The 15,924-nt window shown below is 62.9% G+C and carries 14 protein-coding genes and 2 pseudogenes; 12 read left to right on the forward strand and 4 right to left on the reverse strand.

Annotated elements, in window-relative coordinates; genetic code table 11:
• From RBA40_RS27945 to RBA40_RS27990, 10 genes are all read left to right on the forward strand, one after another.
• A complete protein-coding gene (locus RBA40_RS27945; protein ID WP_306651693.1) occupies nucleotides 1-648 on the forward strand; it encodes a response regulator in 648 nt (215 codons plus the stop codon).
• A 136-nt stretch (nucleotides 649-784) separates the two neighbouring features.
• Nucleotides 785-2,395, forward strand: a complete 1,611-nt coding sequence (locus RBA40_RS27950) for a GGDEF domain-containing protein (RefSeq protein WP_306651696.1) — start codon at nucleotides 785-787, stop codon at nucleotides 2,393-2,395.
• A 41-nt stretch (nucleotides 2,396-2,436) separates the two neighbouring features.
• On the forward strand, nucleotides 2,437-5,142 hold the full coding sequence (locus RBA40_RS27955) for a tetratricopeptide repeat protein (protein ID WP_306651697.1): 2,706 nt from the start codon (nucleotides 2,437-2,439) through the stop codon (nucleotides 5,140-5,142).
• Nucleotides 5,139-5,912 carry a glucose-1-phosphate cytidylyltransferase gene (gene rfbF, locus RBA40_RS27960; protein WP_306651698.1) on the forward strand — a complete coding sequence of 258 codons (774 nt, stop codon included), beginning with the start codon at nucleotides 5,139-5,141 and terminating at the stop codon, nucleotides 5,910-5,912. Before RBA40_RS27955 ends, rfbF begins: the two co-directional genes overlap by 4 nt.
• A gap of 5 nt (nucleotides 5,913-5,917) precedes the next feature.
• Complete coding sequence (rfbG, locus tag RBA40_RS27965; RefSeq protein ID WP_306651715.1) at nucleotides 5,918-6,979, forward strand: CDP-glucose 4,6-dehydratase; 1,062 nt, start codon at nucleotides 5,918-5,920, stop codon at nucleotides 6,977-6,979.
• Entirely contained in the window at nucleotides 6,976-8,217 is a 1,242-nt protein-coding gene (locus RBA40_RS27970) for a class I SAM-dependent methyltransferase (RefSeq protein ID WP_306651700.1), read from the forward strand. The genes rfbG and RBA40_RS27970 overlap by 4 nt, the downstream gene beginning before the upstream one ends.
• Nucleotides 8,217-8,777 (forward strand): dTDP-4-dehydrorhamnose 3,5-epimerase, encoded by a 561-nt coding sequence (gene rfbC, locus RBA40_RS27975; RefSeq protein WP_306651701.1) that lies wholly within the window; start codon nucleotides 8,217-8,219, stop codon nucleotides 8,775-8,777. The genes RBA40_RS27970 and rfbC overlap by 1 nt, the downstream gene beginning before the upstream one ends.
• A 21-nt stretch (nucleotides 8,778-8,798) precedes the next feature.
• On the forward strand, nucleotides 8,799-9,944 hold the full coding sequence (locus tag RBA40_RS27980) for a DegT/DnrJ/EryC1/StrS family aminotransferase (protein ID WP_306651702.1): 1,146 nt from the start codon (nucleotides 8,799-8,801) through the stop codon (nucleotides 9,942-9,944).
• Complete coding sequence (locus RBA40_RS27985) at nucleotides 9,941-10,573, forward strand: GNAT family N-acetyltransferase (protein WP_306651703.1); 633 nt, start codon at nucleotides 9,941-9,943, stop codon at nucleotides 10,571-10,573. The genes RBA40_RS27980 and RBA40_RS27985 overlap by 4 nt, the downstream gene beginning before the upstream one ends.
• A gap of 6 nt (nucleotides 10,574-10,579) precedes the next feature.
• Complete coding sequence (locus RBA40_RS27990) at nucleotides 10,580-11,227, forward strand: LbetaH domain-containing protein (RefSeq protein ID WP_306651704.1); 648 nt, start codon at nucleotides 10,580-10,582, stop codon at nucleotides 11,225-11,227.
• Nucleotides 11,228-11,832: 605 nt separating this feature from the next.
• Here the strand turns inward: RBA40_RS27990 and RBA40_RS33715 are convergent.
• The 3 genes and pseudogenes from RBA40_RS33715 to RBA40_RS28005 all read right to left on the reverse strand — a co-directional run.
• A pseudogene (locus RBA40_RS33715) lies at nucleotides 11,833-12,117 on the reverse strand (carboxypeptidase-like regulatory domain-containing protein); the annotation flags it as partial.
• On the reverse strand, nucleotides 12,114-12,707 hold the full coding sequence (locus RBA40_RS28000) for a hypothetical protein (protein ID WP_306651709.1): 594 nt from the start codon (nucleotides 12,705-12,707) through the stop codon (nucleotides 12,114-12,116). The gene RBA40_RS28000 and the pseudogene RBA40_RS33715, both read right to left, overlap by 4 nt.
• 110 nt (nucleotides 12,708-12,817) lie before the next feature.
• Nucleotides 12,818-13,384 (reverse strand): hypothetical protein, encoded by a 567-nt coding sequence (locus RBA40_RS28005; protein WP_306651710.1) that lies wholly within the window; start codon nucleotides 13,382-13,384, stop codon nucleotides 12,818-12,820.
• On the opposite strand from RBA40_RS28005, the gene RBA40_RS28010 reads away from it, so the two are divergent.
• On the forward strand, nucleotides 13,383-13,622 hold the full coding sequence (locus tag RBA40_RS28010; protein WP_306651712.1) for a hypothetical protein: 240 nt from the start codon (nucleotides 13,383-13,385) through the stop codon (nucleotides 13,620-13,622). The two genes, RBA40_RS28005 and RBA40_RS28010, sit on opposite strands and share 2 nt — an antisense overlap.
• A 935-nt stretch (nucleotides 13,623-14,557) precedes the next feature.
• On the opposite strand, the pseudogene RBA40_RS28015 reads toward RBA40_RS28010, so the two are convergent.
• Nucleotides 14,558-15,262, reverse strand: a pseudogene (locus RBA40_RS28015) (IS6 family transposase).
• A 344-nt stretch (nucleotides 15,263-15,606) separates the two neighbouring features.
• On the opposite strand from RBA40_RS28015, the gene RBA40_RS28020 reads away from it, so the two are divergent.
• Nucleotides 15,607-15,924, forward strand: a 318-nt coding sequence (locus tag RBA40_RS28020; RefSeq protein ID WP_445352056.1) for a flagellin N-terminal helical domain-containing protein, incomplete at its 3' end; no start/stop codon positions are given.

Below are 15,924 nucleotides of genomic sequence, written 5' to 3' on the forward strand. Positions count from 1 at the left end.
ATGACCGACAAAGCCATCATCCGGGTCTTCATCGCCGACGATCATGCGATCGTGCGCGAAGGCTTGAAACAAATCCTGGCCGAGTCGCCCGACATCATCGTCGCCGGCGAAGCCGAAGACGGGATCGACGCGATCAAGCATGTGCGCAAGGCCAAGTGCCACGTCATGCTGCTCGACATTTCCCTGCCCGACCGCAGCGGCATCGAGGTGCTCAAGCTGGTCAAGAAGGAGCATCCCGAACTGGCCGTGCTGATGCTCTCGATGCACCGCGAAGACCAGTACGCGATCCGCTCGCTCAAGGCCGGCGCGGCCGGCTACCTGACCAAGCAGAGCGCGCCGCGCGAGCTGGTCACCGCCATCCGCCAGGTCGCCGCCGGGCAAAAGTACGTCAGCGCGGCCCTGGCCCAGGAGTTGGCCAGCGCGGTCGGCGAGAACCACGACACGCCGCTGCACGACACCTTGTCGGACCGCGAATACCAGACCCTGACCATGATCGCTTCCGGCAAGACAGTGGGGGCGATCGCCAAGGAATTGTCGCTGTCGGTAAAGACCATCAGCGAATACCGCTCGCGCCTGCTTGTCAAGATGAAACTGAAGAATAGTGCCGAATTGACGCACTATGCGATCAAAAACCAGTTGATTGAATAAGTTTTTCCTGCGCTGCGCGCCAGGTTAATGCTCTGGAGTAAGATGCCTTATCCGTCTCTTTTCTAGGGATGGCAGGAAATAAACTCGCTTATCATTGGCGCATCATCGCCAAACCTGACTGAGGCACTGTTTTACCATGTCCACAACGCCGAACCCCGCCAGCGCCCAGAATCCCGCAGAGATCGCGCGCGAGGCCTTCCGGCGCCTGGCCACGCGCCGCATCGCGCCGACCCCGGAAGCCTACCGCGAGATCTATAACGAGATCGCCGGCATCGCCGACACGCCGCCTGCGCGGGTGCCCGAGGCCGCGCCCGCCGCGCCCGAGGCCGGCGCCGGCGCGGGCGCCGAAAACGTGCTGGGCGACTTCGCGGCCAAACTGAGCGAGTCGCCGGGCGAACTGGCCGACTTCGGCCGCCGCTTCGCGCGCGCGGTCAAGACGCGTGACTGGGATGGCTACGCGCGCAACCTGACCCAGCTGGTCGAGAAACACATCCGCAAGAGCGGCGGAATCGAACTGTCGGCGCTGTCGGCCATGTCCGACGAGCCGGACGCCAAGATCCTGCGCGACCTGCTCAGCCGCACCCTGAGCGTTGCCGTTGCCTCGCTGCTGGCCGATACCCCGGCCCTGATGGCCGAGGCCGAAGCGCTGGGGACCGCCGTCAAGGTCGCCACCACCGAAGAAGCCCTGAACGATGTCAGCGTGCGCCTCAAGCAGCTGTGTTACCAGATCGACATTAAAAGCGGCGACGTCGGTGAACAGCAGGAATTGCTGCTGCGCCTGTTCAAGCTGCTGCTGGAAAACGTCAGCGAACTGCTCGACGACGACAGCTGGCTGCGCGGCCAGATCGATTCGGTGCAGGAACTCATCGCCGGCCCGATCGACCAGCGCGCGCTGGAAGACGCCACCCGCAGCCTGAAGGAAGTCATCTACAAGCAGAGCCAGCTCAAGCACAGCTTGTCGGACGTCAAGCTGACGGTGAAGAACATGATGCTCACCTTCATCGACCGCTTGAGTTCGGTGGCGACCACGACCGGCGACTTCCACGAAAAGATCGGTTCCTTTTCCGAAAAGATCAGCCACACCGACAATATCGCCGAACTGAACGTGATTCTCGAGGAAGTGCTGCGCGAAACCCGCCTGGTGCAGACCGAAGCGCTCAAGTCGCGCGACCGCATGGTGCTGGCGCGCCAGGAAGTGCAGGAAGCCGAGCAGCGCATCCACACCCTGGAGGCCAAGCTCCAGCACATGAGCGAGCTGGTGCGCGAAGACCAGCTCACGGGCAGCCTGAACCGGCGCGGCCTGGACGATGTGTTCGAGCGCGAAACGGCGCGCTCCGACCGCCGCGGCACGCCCCTGTGCATCGCCATGCTCGACCTGGACGACTTCAAGCGCCTCAACGACAGGTACGGCCACCTGGCCGGCGACAATGCCCTCAAGCACCTGGTCAAGATTGTCAAGGAAACCATCCGCTCGATGGATGTGATCGCCCGTTTCGGCGGCGAGGAATTCCTGATCCTGCTGCCGGAAACGAACGTGGAAGCCGCCTCGCTGACCATGACGCGCCTGCAGCGCGACCTGACCAAGCATTTTTTCCTGCACGATAACGAGAAAGTGCTGATCACCTTCTCGGCCGGGGTCGCCCTGCGCAGCCCCAACGAAGACCAGGCCAGCCTGGTGCGGCGCGCCGACAAGGCCATGTACCAGGCCAAGCAAACCGGCAAGAACCGCGTCGTGGTGGCCGACTGACCGCCCCCGTTCCCCTCACCCAGGATGACTGACCGCGCCCCATGAAAAAACCCGCTTCCTACGCCCCGCCCTCCCCCCTGGACATCGCCATGGAGCATCACCGGGCGGGACGGCTGGACCAGGCGGAAGCGCTGTACCGCAAACTGGACGGCAGGGCCGACGTCCTCCACCTGCTCGGCCTGCTCCACCAGCAGCGCGGCCGCCACCAGGAAGCCATCGATGCCCTGGGGCGCGCGATCGACAGGGCGCCGGCCAACCCGGCCTGTTATTTCGCGCTCGACGCCAGCTGCCGCGCCCTGAACATGCTGCCCGAGCTGCAAGCCAGCTACGAGCGCCTGCTGAAACTGGCGCCGGACAATGCCGAGGCCCACCTGCGGCTCGGCCACGCCCTGCGCGACGGCGGCCAGTTTCCCAACGCACTGAGCAGCTACCTGGCCGTGCTGGCGCTGCAGCCGGAGCACGCCGAGGCGTACAGCAACCTGGGCGACACCTTGAAGCTCATGGGTAACCTGGACGAAGCCCGGGTCTGCTACGCCAGGGCGCTCGAACTGCGCCCCGGCTTTGCCGAAGTGCACAACAACCTGGGCGAGCTGTACCAGCAGCAAGAACAGTGGGACTTGTCGGCCGCGCATTTCGAGGCCGCCCTGGAACAGCAGCCGGACCTGGCCGCGGCCCACTACAACCTCGGCGTCACGCGCCAGGCCCAGGGCGCGCCGGAAGAGGCCCTGGCCTGCTACCAGCGCGCCCTGGCCATCGACCCGCGCTTTGTCCAGCCGTACAACAACATGGGCATCGCCCTCAAGGAACTCGGCCGCCTGGACGAAGCGATTGCCGCCTACCAGGCCGCGCTGGCGCTGGCACCCGACTTTGCCGAAGCGCTCAACAACTTCGGCGGCGCCCTGCTCGAACAGCAGGAAACCGAGGCGGCGATCCAGCGCTTCGAGCACGCCGTCACGGTGCGCCCCGACTACGCCGAGGCCTACTGCAACCTCGGCATCGCCTACAAGGCCAGCTACCGGCTCGAAGAAGCGCTGATCTGCTTCGAGAACGCGGTGCACCTGAAACCCGGCTACGCCGACCCGTACGCCATGCTGGCGCTGACCAACGCCGACCTGCAGCGCCACGTGCAGGCGCTGGCCTGGTGCGAAAAGACCCTGGCCATGTGGCCCGACAGCGCCGCCGCCCACTTCAACCTGGGCGTGGCGTTCGCCAACATGAACCGCCTGGGCGAAGCGGTCGCTTCGTTCGAGCAGGCAATTTTGCGCAAACCCGAGTTTGCCGACGCCTGGAACAACCTCGGCGTAGCCTACAAGGAACAGGGCCGCTACGACGAGGCGGTCGCCTGCTTCGAGCAAGCCATCGCCCTGCGCCCCGGCTTTGCCGAAGCCTTCAACAACCTCGGCAGCGCGCTGAAAGACCAGGGTAAACCCGACGCCTCGCGCCTCATGTACGAGCAAGCCATTGCGCTGGCGCCCAACTATGCGGCGGCCCACAACAACCTGCTGCTGTCGATGCAGTACGCGGCCGGCATCACCCAGGAACAATTGTTCGCGCTCCACCTGCGCTTCGCCGCCCAGTTCGAACCAGGCTTGGCGGCCCAGCGCATGCAACACGCGCCCGGCGTTGAGCCCGGCAAGCGCCTGAAAATCGGTTATGTGTCGCCCGACTTCCGGCGCCACGCGGTCGCGTTTTTCATCGAACCGATCCTGTCGCGGCACGACAAATCGCAGGTCGAGGTGTTCTGCTACTACAGCCATGTGATCGACGATGAATTCACGGCCCGCATCCGCGCCGATGCCGACCACTGGATCCCGTGCCGCAGCATGTCCGACCAGCAGCTGGCCGAGCGCATCCACGCCGATGGCATCGACATCCTGGTCGACCTGGCCGGCCATACGGCCGGCAACCGCCTGCTGGCGTTCGCGCGCAAGCCGGCGCCGGTGCAGCTGACCTACATCGGCTACCCGTCCACCACCGGCTTGAGCACGATGGATTACCGCCTCACTGACGCCTTCGCCGAGCCGCCGGGCCTGAGCGAACACTTCAATGTGGAAACCCTGTGGCGCCTGCCGGAAGTGTTTTGCTGCTACGCCGCGCACGCCAACAGCCCGGCCGTGATCGACCATCCGCCACATGAAGACAATGAGTACATCACCTTCGGCTGCTTCAACAATTACGCCAAGGTGAGCGACCCGACCATCGTGCTGTGGGCCGCGATCCTGCAGCAGGTGCCGGATTCGCGCCTGATGCTGGAAATCCTGGGCCTGGACAACCCCGGCATGCGCGACGGCGTGCAAGCGCGTTTCGCGGGCCTGGGCATCGACCCGGCGCGCCTGATCCTGATCGCCAACGACCGCAAGAACCAGTTCGTGCTCTACAACCGGATCGACATCGCGCTCGACCCCTTCCCCTGCAACGGCGGCACCACCAGTTTCGACACCCTGTGGATGGGCGTGCCCTTCGTCACCCTGGCCGGCAGCAATTTCATCTCGCGCCTGGGCGTGACGATCCTGCACAACGGCGGCCTCGACGAACTCATTGCCGACGACGAAGAGGCGTATGTCCGCATCGCCGCCGGGCTCGCGCTCGACCCGGCCCGCCTGCGCCAGTTGCGCAGCGGCCTGCGCGAGCGCACCCGCGCCAGTCCTCTGATGGACATGGAGCGCTTCACGCGCCACCTGGAACAGGCATACCGCGGCATGTGGGAACAATGGTGCAACACCAGCAATGAAGGAGCGCTGTCATGAAAGCAGTCATCCTGGCCGGCGGCCTGGGCACCCGCATTCTCGAAGAAAGCCATCTCAAGCCCAAGCCAATGATCGAAATCGGCGGCAAACCGATGCTCTGGCACATCATGAAAGTGTTCTCGCACCATGGCGTGAACGACTTCATCATCTGCGTCGGCTACAAGGGTTACCTGATCAAGGAATTCTTTTCCAACTACTTCCTGCACATGTCGGATGTCACCTTCGACATGCAGAACAACCGCATGGAAGTGCACGAACGGCACGCAGAACCGTGGCGCGTGACCCTGGTCGATACCGGCGCCGATACCCTCACCGGCGGGCGCCTGAAGCGCGTGCGCGAATACCTGGAACCGGGCAAACCGTTCTGCTTCACCTATGGCGATGGCGTGGCCGACATCGACATCGCGGCCGAAATCGCCTTCCACCGCGCCCACGGGCGCCTGGCCACCGTGGCCGCCGTGCAGCCGCCCGGACGCTACGGCGCGCTGGTGCGCCAGGGCGACGCCGTCACCGCCTTCATGGAAAAGCCGCAGGGCGACGGCGGCTGGATCAATGGCGGCTTTTTCGTGCTGCAACCGGACGTGGTCGACCTGATCGATGGCGACGATTGCAGCTGGGAAGTGGAACCCATGCAAGCGCTGGCCGCGCAAAACCAGCTGATGGCCTACGAACACGCCGGCTTCTGGCAACCGATGGACACCCTGCGCGAAAAGAACATGCTCGAAGACATGTGGCAGTCCGGCACGGCGCCGTGGAAGGTGTGGGCGTGAGCGGCATGGACGCGCTGGCGCTCGCCTTCAACGGGCGGCGCGTGTTCGTCACCGGCCACACCGGCTTCAAGGGCGCCTGGCTGTGCCTGTTCCTGGCGCGGCTGGGCGCGCGCGTGACCGGCTATTCCCTGGCGCCCTCTGGCACGCCCACCATGTTCGAACTGGCGGGGGTTAGCGACACCCTGGCGCGCCACCACATCGCCGACGTGCGCGACCAGGCGGCGTTGACGCGCGCCATGGCCGACGCCGCGCCCGAGCTGGTGCTGCACCTGGCTGCGCAGGCGCTGGTGCGCCACAGCTACGCCGACCCGGTGACCACGTGGTCGACCAACGTGATGGGCACCGTGCACGTGCTCGAAGCGCTGCGCACCTGTCCCGGCGCGCGCGCGGCGCTGGTGGTGACGACCGACAAATGCTACGAAAACCAGCACTGGCCATGGGGCTACCGCGAAAACGACCGCCTCGGCGGACATGACCCGTACAGCGCCAGCAAGGCCGGCGCCGAACTGGTCGCGCACAGCTACCGCAGCAGCTTTTTTGCCGCCGGCGGCCCGCTGATCGCCACCGCACGCGCGGGCAACGTCATCGGCGGCGGCGACTGGAGCGCCGACCGCCTCATTCCCGACGCCGTGCGCGCCATGCAGCAGGGCAGCGCGCTGCCGGTACGCAGTCCCCACGCGACCCGTCCCTGGCAGCACGTGCTCGAACCGCTGCACGGCTACCTGCTGCTGGCCGCCCGTTTGCTGGGCGGCGACACATCCTGCGCCGGCGCCTACAATTTCGGCCCGGACGCCGCCGACAACGTCTCGGTCGCCACCTTGCTGAACGGCTTGCAGGAACACTGGCCGCAGCTGGCCTGGCGCCTCGACGGCGAACAGCATGCGGCCAAGGAAGCCGCCCTGCTCTATCTCGATTCGAGCAAGGCGCGCCAGGAGCTCGGCTGGCAGGTGCGCTGGCCGCTGGCGGTTGGCATCGAACAGACGGCCGCCTGGTACGCCGCGGCCGCGCGCGACCCCGGCGGCGCGCGCGCCTTCACCGAACAGCAACTGGAACACTTCTGCGCATGAACAGTCCCGCCCGCTCCTGCCGCGCCTGCGGCACCGCTCTCCACCACAGCTTTGCCGACCTGGGCCTCTCGCCCGTCTCGAACGCCTTTGTCGAGCCGGACAAAGCGGCCGAGGGCGAAATGTTCTACCCCCTGCACGCCATGGTGTGCGACCACTGCTGGCTGGTGCAACTGGCCGACGCCACCCGCGCCGAACTGCACTTCCACGCCAACTACGTGTATTTTTCCTCGTTTTCGAGCAGTTGGCTGGCCCACGCGCACGCCTACGTGGAACAGATGACGGCGCGCCTGGGCCTGAACGGGTCCAGCCGCGTGATGGAAATCGCCAGCAACGATGGCTATCTGCTGCAGTATTTCCGGCAGGCTGGCATTCCCTGCCTCGGCATCGAACCGAGCGGCAACACGGCGGCGGCGGCGCGCGCACGCGGCATCGATACGCGCGAACTGTTCTTCAACCGCGCCACGGCAAGCACGCTCGCGGCCCAGGGCGAACAGGTCGACCTTTTACTGGGCAACAACGTGCTGGCCCACGTGCCCGATCTCAACGATTTTGTGGGCGCCATGCCGGCCGTGATGAAACCCGAGGCGGTGGTGACGCTGGAGTTTCCCCACCTGCTGCGCCTGATCGCCGACCAGCAGTTCGACACGATTTACCACGAACACTATTCCTACCTGTCCCTGCTGGCCCTGCTGCCCGTATTCGCGCGCGCCGGCCTGCGCGTGTTCGACATCGAGCATCTCCCGACCCACGGCGGCAGCCTGCGCGTGCACGCCTGCCTGCAAACGGCGTCGCACCCGACCACGGCGCAGGTCGAGGCTTGCCTGGCGCTGGAACAGGAAGCCGGCCTGGCGCGCCTGGACACCTATGCCGCTTTTGGGGAACGCATGCGCGCCACCAAGCGCGCGCTGCAGCGTTTCCTGATCGACGCGAAGAATGAGGGCAAGACCATCGCCGCCTACGGCGCCGCCGCCAAGGGCAATACCCTGCTCAACTACTGCGGCATCGGCGCCGACATCATCGACTACGTGGTCGACAGCAATCCCGCCAAGCAAGGCCGGCTCTTGCCCGGGAGCCGCATTCCCGTGCGCGCGCCCGAGGCGGTGTTTGAAACGCAACCCGACTACCTCTTGATCCTGCCGTGGAACATCAAGGAAGAATTGATGACCCAGATGGCCGGCATCCGCGGCTGGGGCGGGCAATTTCTGCTGGCCAACCCGCACATCCACGTGGTGGCCTGATGCAATTTCACCCTACCCCGCTGGCCGGCGCCTTTCTGATCGACATCGAACCCGTCGAAGACGAGCGCGGCCTGTTTGCCCGCACCGTCTGCGAGGAAGAGTTCGCGCGGCACGGGCTGGCGGGCCGTTTCGTGCAGCAAAGCGTTTCATGGAATCCCCACCCAGGCACCCTGCGCGGGGTGCATTTCCAGATCGCGCCCGACCAGGAAATCAAGCTGGTGCGGGTGACGCGCGGTGCCATATTCGACGCCATCGTCGACCTGCGGCCGGGCTCCGCCACCTACGGCAAGGCCTTCCACACCGAACTGTCGGCAGGGAACCGCCGCCAGTTGTATATTCCCGCCGGCATGGCGCACGGCTTCCAGAGCCTGGAAGCGGACACGGAAGTGCTCTACCAGATGAGTACACCGTTCCGCCCCGCCTCCGCACGCGGCCTGCGCTGGGACGATCCGGCGCTGAACATTCCCTGGCCCGTGTGCGCATCGCGCAAGATCTCCGACAATGACCGGGCATGGCCGACCTTGGCCGCCCGCACGCGCGCCCTGACCCTGAACCTTTAACCTGCTTTGTGAAGGACTGCCATGATCCCCGTATTTAAGCCGCTGATCGAAAAAGAAGAAATCGACGCCAGCCGCGAATCGCTCGAAATGGGCTGGCTCGGCATGGGCAGCTACGTGTCCGGTTTTGAAAACAAGGTCAAGGAGATCCTGGGCACGGAAGAGCGCTACGTGGCCGCCTTGAGTACCGGCACCGCCGGGCTGCACGTGGCCTTGCTCATCGCCGGGGTCGGTCCGGGCGATGAAGTCATCGTCTCTTCCTTTAACTGCTCGGCCGATTTCCAGGCCATTTCGTGGGTGGGCGCCGAGATCGTCTTCTGCGACTGCCTCGACGACACCCTGGCGATCGACATGAAACAGGCGGCCAAGCTGGTCACGCCGAAGACAAAAGCCATCATCGTCATGGATTACGATTGCATCCTCTGCGATCACGATGAAATCGCCGAATTCGCGGCCACGCACAAGCTGCGCGTGATCCACGATGCCGCGCATTCCTTCGGGTCCAGATACAAGGGCAAGCCGGTCGGCAGCTTTTCCGACATCTGCGTGTTCAGCCACGACCCGGTGAAAACCATCACCTGCCTCGACGGCGGCACGATTGTGGTGAAAACCAAGGAAGAACTGGCCATGGTGCACGAACTGCGCCTGCTGGGCATGCAGCAGCCGGCTTCGGTCATGTACCAGAACCAGCGCGCCTGGACCTTCGACGTCGAGCGCGTGGGCTACCGCTACCACATGCTCAATATGCACGCCGCCATCGGGCTGGCCCAGCTGTCCAAGCTGGAGCTGATCGCCAGCAGCCGGCGCGACGCCTGCATCAAATACAACGCGCTGCTGGCCGAAGTCACGCAGGTGCGTACCCCGCTGACCGACTTTGCCGACGTCAACCCGTTCCTGTACTACATCCGCGTGCCGGCCGACGACCGCGACGAGCTGCGCAAGTTCTTGAAGGAAAACGGTGTCGACACCGGCATCCACTGGCAGCCGGGCCACTGGTTTTCGCTCTGGAAAAACTGCCGCGCGGGCGACCTGAGCGTGACTGACCGGGTCGGCAATGAAATCCTGTCCCTGCCGCTGCACTCGCGCATGGACCTGGCCCTGGTCGATGAAGTGTGCCGCCAGATCGGCCTGTATTTCGCGGGGAAAGCGGTCGCCGGGACGCCGGCATGAGCGGGCAAGCCCTGTTTGCCGCCTACAAGCAGGCGGCCGGCGCCGGGGCCGACCTGGTGATCCCGGTGGGCCAGCCGGTCGAAGCGCTGCTGCGCCCGATCGCCACGGCCAGCGCCCACATCAACTTGAACGATGCGCGTCTGCTTAGCGAGTGGCGCAACCGCTTCGTCGCATCGTTCCTGACCGAATTCGACGCGCACGAAACGCGCACCGCCAACTGGCTGGCGGGTGCGGTAGCGCGCGATCCCGGCAAGATATTGTTCATGGTCGACACCCTCGACGGGCGCCCGGTTGGCCACGTGGGGCTGGGATTCATCGACTGGGACAAGGGCTACGTGGAGGCGGACGCCATCGTGCGCGGCGGCGACTGCCGCAAGGGCTTGATGACGCTCGCGCTGCAGGCGCTGCTGCACTGGGCGCGCGCAGGGCTCGGGCTGGACGAGGCCTGGGTGCGGGTGCGTTCGGACAACCCGGCGGTGGCGTTTTACGCGAAAGCCGGCTTTGGCGAGGTCAAGCGCGTGCCGCTGGCCAGCAGCAGTGCGGACGGCCAGGTGACGTGGGTCGAAGATCCGACGGCCGGCAGCGATGCGCCGGCGCTGGTGTACATGCGTTATCAGGCACCGGAGTAGCCGCGCATGGCCCACGAACACTTGGTCGCTTACACGTGCCAGCAGGTCACGACGTTTTTTCCGGGCATGGAAGCGGCCGTGCTGCAGCGCGTGATCGCGACGCATTGGGACACGACGATGGCGCGTCTGCAAGCTTGCATCGACAAGGTGACGATGTGGCCGCTGGGGCAATTCAACTATCTCAACTCGAGCCAGTACTGCCAGTATTTGTATTTTTTGTCGAATACGATATGGCGCGAAGACCGCAGCGAAGAAGCGCTGGGCGTGGCGACGCGGCTATTCCTGCTCAACAAGGCGCTCAACGGCATCGATTTGTTTTACGAGATCGAGCTGCCCGAGGTATTTTTTATCGGGCACTCGGTGGGCATCGTGCTGGCCAAGGCGACGTATGGGAACTACCTGGTGCTGTATCAAAACGCCACGGTCGGCAAGAACCACGGCGTGGCGCCGGTGCTGGGGGAAGGCGTGATCCTGTATCCCAACAGCGCCATTGTGGGCCGCTGCCGGATTGGCGACAACACCACGGTCGCGCAGGGCACGGGCGTCATCAACCGCGACACGCCGGGCGACTGCATGGTGTTTGCCGGCACGGCGGGCGAACTGACCGTCAAGCCATCGAAACGCCGCCTGATCGACGACTTCTTCCGCCTCTAAAACATTTCCTAACCGGGGTCAGAGCTCTGAATCGAAACATTTCCTAATTGGGGTTAGACCTCTGAATCGAAACATTTCCTAATTGGGGTCAGAGCTCTGACTCCGCGATCGACGAGCGCACACTGGCGCATGCGCGCCTGATGGAGGGCAAACTTCTGCTGGTCACGAACACCGCCGACCTGGCGCCTAGCGACCGTCGCTGAGCGGCAGGGGATCGAAGCTGAACTTGCCGTCCGCTGCAGTGACGAACTGCGAGACGATGCCGCGCGCGCGACAGGATGCGCACCTGCACCGCTTCCTGCAAGGTGCTGCCATCGGCGCCGTAGACGCTGCCCTGGATCGTTGCCACCGGCTGCGGCCGCAGCGCGACCGGTACCACGGTCCCAGCGCGCAACACGCCGGCCGTCGCGCCTGGAGATCGAGAAGTCGCCCGCCGCCACGCCCACGAACCTGGCCTGGCCGCTGGTGTGGGTGACCATGGTGCGCGTATCGCGCACCCCGTTCAGGACCGTCAGCGTGACCGTCGTGTTCGGCACGTTCGGGCCGCCGCCATCGGTTACGGTGACATTCACCTGGCCCTGGCCGTTGAGGCAAATATCGACGTTCCTGGTTTCGCCTTCGGTATCGATCCTGGCCTTGGCGCGGCCGCGGTCGCCGCTGGCCGGATCGATCACCGACAGCGTAAAGCTGCCGGCGCTGACGTCGGCGAGCGTGAAATTGCCGGCCGCGTCGGTCACGGCGAAGCCGACCTGCTCCATCGGCTGGTCGCGCACCACGGTGACCTGGGCGCCGGTCACCGGGCTGCTGCCGTCGGCCTGCGGGACGCGCCCCGCGAGCGAAGCCGCGCGGGCCGAGCACGAACATGTAACTTGCCGATACCGCGCCTTCATTGGTGGCGGTTGCCACCAGGCGCGCACTGGAGCCGGACGCAAACAGCGGCAACACCTTGACCAGCCCGTTCTGGCTGACCGATGCCAGCAAGGCGTTGCTGACGGTATAGGTGGTGCCTTGGAGGTAAGGCGTGACGTCGCGCGAGATGGCATTGGCGGCAATGGCGGTGGCCCCTCAGCTGGCTGGTCGCAACGGTGGAGAGGCGCTTGTTGCTCGCGCTCAAACCCAGTGCGACCGGGCTCGGATCGATTTTGCCCCAGACGATGTAGCCGGTAAACACCAGTTCCGACGCAAACTCGGGAAAGGCGACCGCGGTCTGGCCGACACTGCCGTCGGAACAGGTGGCGCGCGCGCGGAATGGCCCGGTCTCGCCGGGGATATTAAAGATGGCAAACGCGCCGTCAGGAGCGACTGGTGCATTCCGGTTCACCGCGCTGACGGTGCAGGACGCACCTTCAGCCGGTGGCATCACGGGTGTCTGGGCCAGAGCGCAACGGCTGGCGGTGAGCAGCGCGCCACACAGCAGCGCGCGCGCCAGTTTGTTCGCGGTCGCGCCAAGTGCACTGGTCCATGGCTTCGATACATGCATCGGTTTGTTACTCTTTGATTAACTTATGAATTCAATCCGTCTGGCTGGCAGACGGTCTTGATATACGACGTTGGCGTTCGCGGGGTAGCGCTAGCGCCGGGTGGGAGCGATCACGGACCGTATCCCACCCAAAAATATTGATCCGGGCTGTTGCCCTTGAATAGATGACCTGTTCCCCAGAAGGCGACAAACGTCGTTTGGTCATACTTGTTCTTGACGAACCAGTCCGGTGCATCTTCGAACACATAAGCGGGATTCCATGTTCTGAACCTTTGGTCAAGATCCTCTATCGAAAAAGGCTTCAACACTTTCGGCTTGAGGGGGCCGCCCTTGAATCCTGGCGCGTTGTTTGTTCCGGCGTGCCAGGCTGCGACGGCAGCAGAAATATCAGGGGAACGCATCTCAAGATAGACGATGCGGTTCGCGTCAGCTAACTCGGCCTTACACTCAATCAAAACGGTAGCCCGCGTAATTGTCTTCTCCGCAATGACACCATTCGGTCCCAACCGTGCTTCACGAATGCTGGCTTCGGGCGAACCGTCTGGCGTGATGACGCGACCTCCATCCAGCGCTGCAGACCAATCGTAGCGCCTGTTAGCCGAAAACATGCACTCAGGCTCGCCTCCACGATAGAGATAGATGCACCAGAGCAAAAATCCCGCTGCGGCAACAACCATGCATTTTCGTGACGCTGTAGACATAAAAGTCATCCAGAAATACTTAACGTGGACCGGCGCAAAGGCAGACGGTCTTGATGTACAACCCGGTAATTTACCGGCTAACGCAACTTTGAAACGAGCGTTCTTTAAGCTGTCCGATGCAATATGGCTGCTATCGCCCGACCACGGCACGGGTTTGCCGGTGAACGCTGCTGCGGGCAGCAGAAACGATCATAAGAAAGACCCGATCCAGTAATATTGATCCACGCCGGGGCCCTTAAACAGATACCCATACCCCCAAAACGCAACGAAGGATCTTTCATTAATTTCACCTTCGGGCATCCATTCAGGGCATTCACCAGATAAAATTCATCATTCCATTTATTGAATGCGGTTATCCCGTTGACTGGCGGATCAAATAAATCCGGACCCGCCTTCAGACTGGCGAAATCCAGTCACTTGGTTCCGGCCCAGGCGCCAAGCCTGCACAGCATCGGTCACCTGTACAGAGCGCAATTCGACATACCAAATCCGAGCAGCATATTCCAAGGCCCTTTTGCAACTCACCAATAAGGTTACGCGGCGAAATGCCTTCTCCGCGTGCACCTCATGGGGCCACAAAGGTGCTAACTGAATGGACTGAACAGGCGACACATCAGGGCGCCGACCGGCACCTTTCACGCAGTCCGAACGCCAGTCATAACGCTCATAGTCGGCAGTTACGCAAGCCAATCGCCCATCGTGGTAGAGATAGCGATAGGTAGCCATGGCCGCACACTCGAACCAGGAAGCAAGCAAAAACAGCAGCGAGACTTTCAGTCATATTAATAAGAACCTAGAAATTTTGGCGAGGAAAGACGGCAGATCCGTCCTTCCCAGCCTGCATTTATCCTGAATCCGTATTCGACCTCATGCATTAGTTTCTCAAGTCGTTGACTTGAAAGTATTATTGCATTACCCGCTTTCACCCGACCGATCATGCCACACTTTGAAGTCAAGCAGTCAAGCAACCTTGAGCTATCCTTGCATGCCGGCCTTGGCCTGATAGGGCAATGCTTCGAGGCCGCTCAAGTCGAGGCGATTCTCGATTCCAGATTTCCAGTATCGCAAGGGTATTGTCAACTTGCTGAACCGGGACGACGAGTTGTAGAATTCCAGGCGAAATGGACTTGGGTAACACGGTGTCTCGGATCAGGCGTTCTTTGCTACGTCGGTGACCTCATTCCATATAGAAAATGCCTGCGTACGGACGTGCCGGTACTGCTTCGCTGACAAGCGGTTGCGTTGGCACCGGAAGGCATTGTTGATCGGGCCATGCGCCGACAAAAGCGCTGAGCCTGGCCGACTGACTTGAAGCGGCGCATCTGTCGTTCTCGTTGCCGCGTCGGTTGATGCGAGAGTGCGGCCCGGTTATCCAGTCCTTTGTGCCGGCGATGCTCGACACCCGGTATGATTTGCGTCTTCGCCGCGGCATAGCTCTTCAGCTTGTCGGTGATCAGCACCCGGTGCGTACCTCAAGCATTTGAGGAGCTTGCGAAAAGAGCATTTTGCTGCTTGCCGGCTGCGCCGACTCTGCATCAGGATATCCAGCACATGACCGTTCTGATCGACTGCACGCCAGAGGTAATGGTGCTTGCCTTTGATAGTTAGGACCACCTCGCCGAGATTCCCTTTGTCCCCGCGCTGCGGTTGACGCCGGTGAAGTTCATTGGCATAGCCCTGGCCGAACTTCAACGTCCATTGGCGGATCATCTCGTACGTGCCAATGATGCCACGGCTGGCCATCAGCTCTTCTATGTCGCGAAAACTCAGAGCAAACCGGAAGTAGAGCCACACGACATCACTGATGATTTCTGCCGGGTAGGGGAAGCCGCGGCAGAGTAGGGATTTTTTCATCCCGATACTTTACAAAATTTTCCCGGCGCCCGTAAGTTGACGGTACCCATTCTTATCCCTGAGGCATCATCCCAGGCCGCCCGGACAGCGCGCGATTGGCAAACACAAGATCGCAATTTCCTATTTTTACCCCTCAAGTTCCGCCGGCGCCTGCCGTCAAGCGCCGCGCTCCCCGCCTGCTTGAGGGTGGAAATAAAAAATATACCTGCCTGATTTCACTAAACTTTCCGCCCGGTAACCCGTTACAAAAAAGGACTGCGGTGTGATTGTCCCGGACCGAAGGGGCAGACCAAAGCGAAGGCAAGTTGCCAACATGAATAAGTAGTATCTGAAGGAGTATTACCATGAGCGTAATCAACACCAACACCGCGTCGCTGAATGCACAACGCAACCTGAGCACCTCGGCTTCCGCACTGTCGACCTCGCTGCAACGTCTGTCTTCCGGCCTGCGTATTAACAGCGCCAAAGACGATGCCGCCGGTCTGGCCATTTCGGAACGCTTCACGTCCCAGATCCGCGGTCTCGATCAGGCCAAGCGCAATGCCAACGATGGCGTGTCGATGTTGCAAACGGCCGAGGGTTCGTTGCAATCGACGGGCAACATTCTGCAGCGTGTACGTGAACTGGCTGTGCAGTCCTCGAATGCGACCAACTCCGCTGGT

This window comes from Massilia pseudoviolaceinigra, from assembly GCF_030846505.1.
Lineage (GTDB): Bacteria > Pseudomonadota > Gammaproteobacteria > Burkholderiales > Burkholderiaceae_D > Telluria_A > Telluria_A violaceinigra.

Bases quoted from the DNA above. Each gene is read 5' to 3' on its own strand.
- RBA40_RS28005 (WP_306651710.1), bottom strand. From the start codon at position 13,384: ATGGTTGTTGCCGCAGCGGGATTTTTGCTCTGGTGCATCTATCTCTAT.
- RBA40_RS27990 (WP_306651704.1), top strand. From the start codon at position 10,580: ATGGCCCACGAACACTTGGTCGCTTACACGTGCCAGCAGGTCACGACG.
- RBA40_RS27980 (WP_306651702.1), top strand. From the start codon at position 8,799: ATGATCCCCGTATTTAAGCCGCTGATCGAAAAAGAAGAAATCGACGCC.
- RBA40_RS27945 (WP_306651693.1), top strand. From the start codon at position 1: ATGACCGACAAAGCCATCATCCGGGTCTTCATCGCCGACGATCATGCG.
- RBA40_RS28010 (WP_306651712.1), top strand. From the start codon at position 13,383: ATGCATTTTCGTGACGCTGTAGACATAAAAGTCATCCAGAAATACTTA.
- RBA40_RS28000 (WP_306651709.1), bottom strand. From the start codon at position 12,707: ATGCATGTATCGAAGCCATGGACCAGTGCACTTGGCGCGACCGCGAAC.
- rfbC (WP_306651701.1), top strand. From the start codon at position 8,217: ATGCAATTTCACCCTACCCCGCTGGCCGGCGCCTTTCTGATCGACATC.
- RBA40_RS27950 (WP_306651696.1), top strand. From the start codon at position 785: ATGTCCACAACGCCGAACCCCGCCAGCGCCCAGAATCCCGCAGAGATC.
- rfbG (WP_306651715.1), top strand. From the start codon at position 5,918: ATGGACGCGCTGGCGCTCGCCTTCAACGGGCGGCGCGTGTTCGTCACC.
- RBA40_RS27970 (WP_306651700.1), top strand. From the start codon at position 6,976: ATGAACAGTCCCGCCCGCTCCTGCCGCGCCTGCGGCACCGCTCTCCAC.
- RBA40_RS27955 (WP_306651697.1), top strand. From the start codon at position 2,437: ATGAAAAAACCCGCTTCCTACGCCCCGCCCTCCCCCCTGGACATCGCC.
- rfbF (WP_306651698.1), top strand. From the start codon at position 5,139: ATGAAAGCAGTCATCCTGGCCGGCGGCCTGGGCACCCGCATTCTCGAA.
- RBA40_RS27985 (WP_306651703.1), top strand. From the start codon at position 9,941: ATGAGCGGGCAAGCCCTGTTTGCCGCCTACAAGCAGGCGGCCGGCGCC.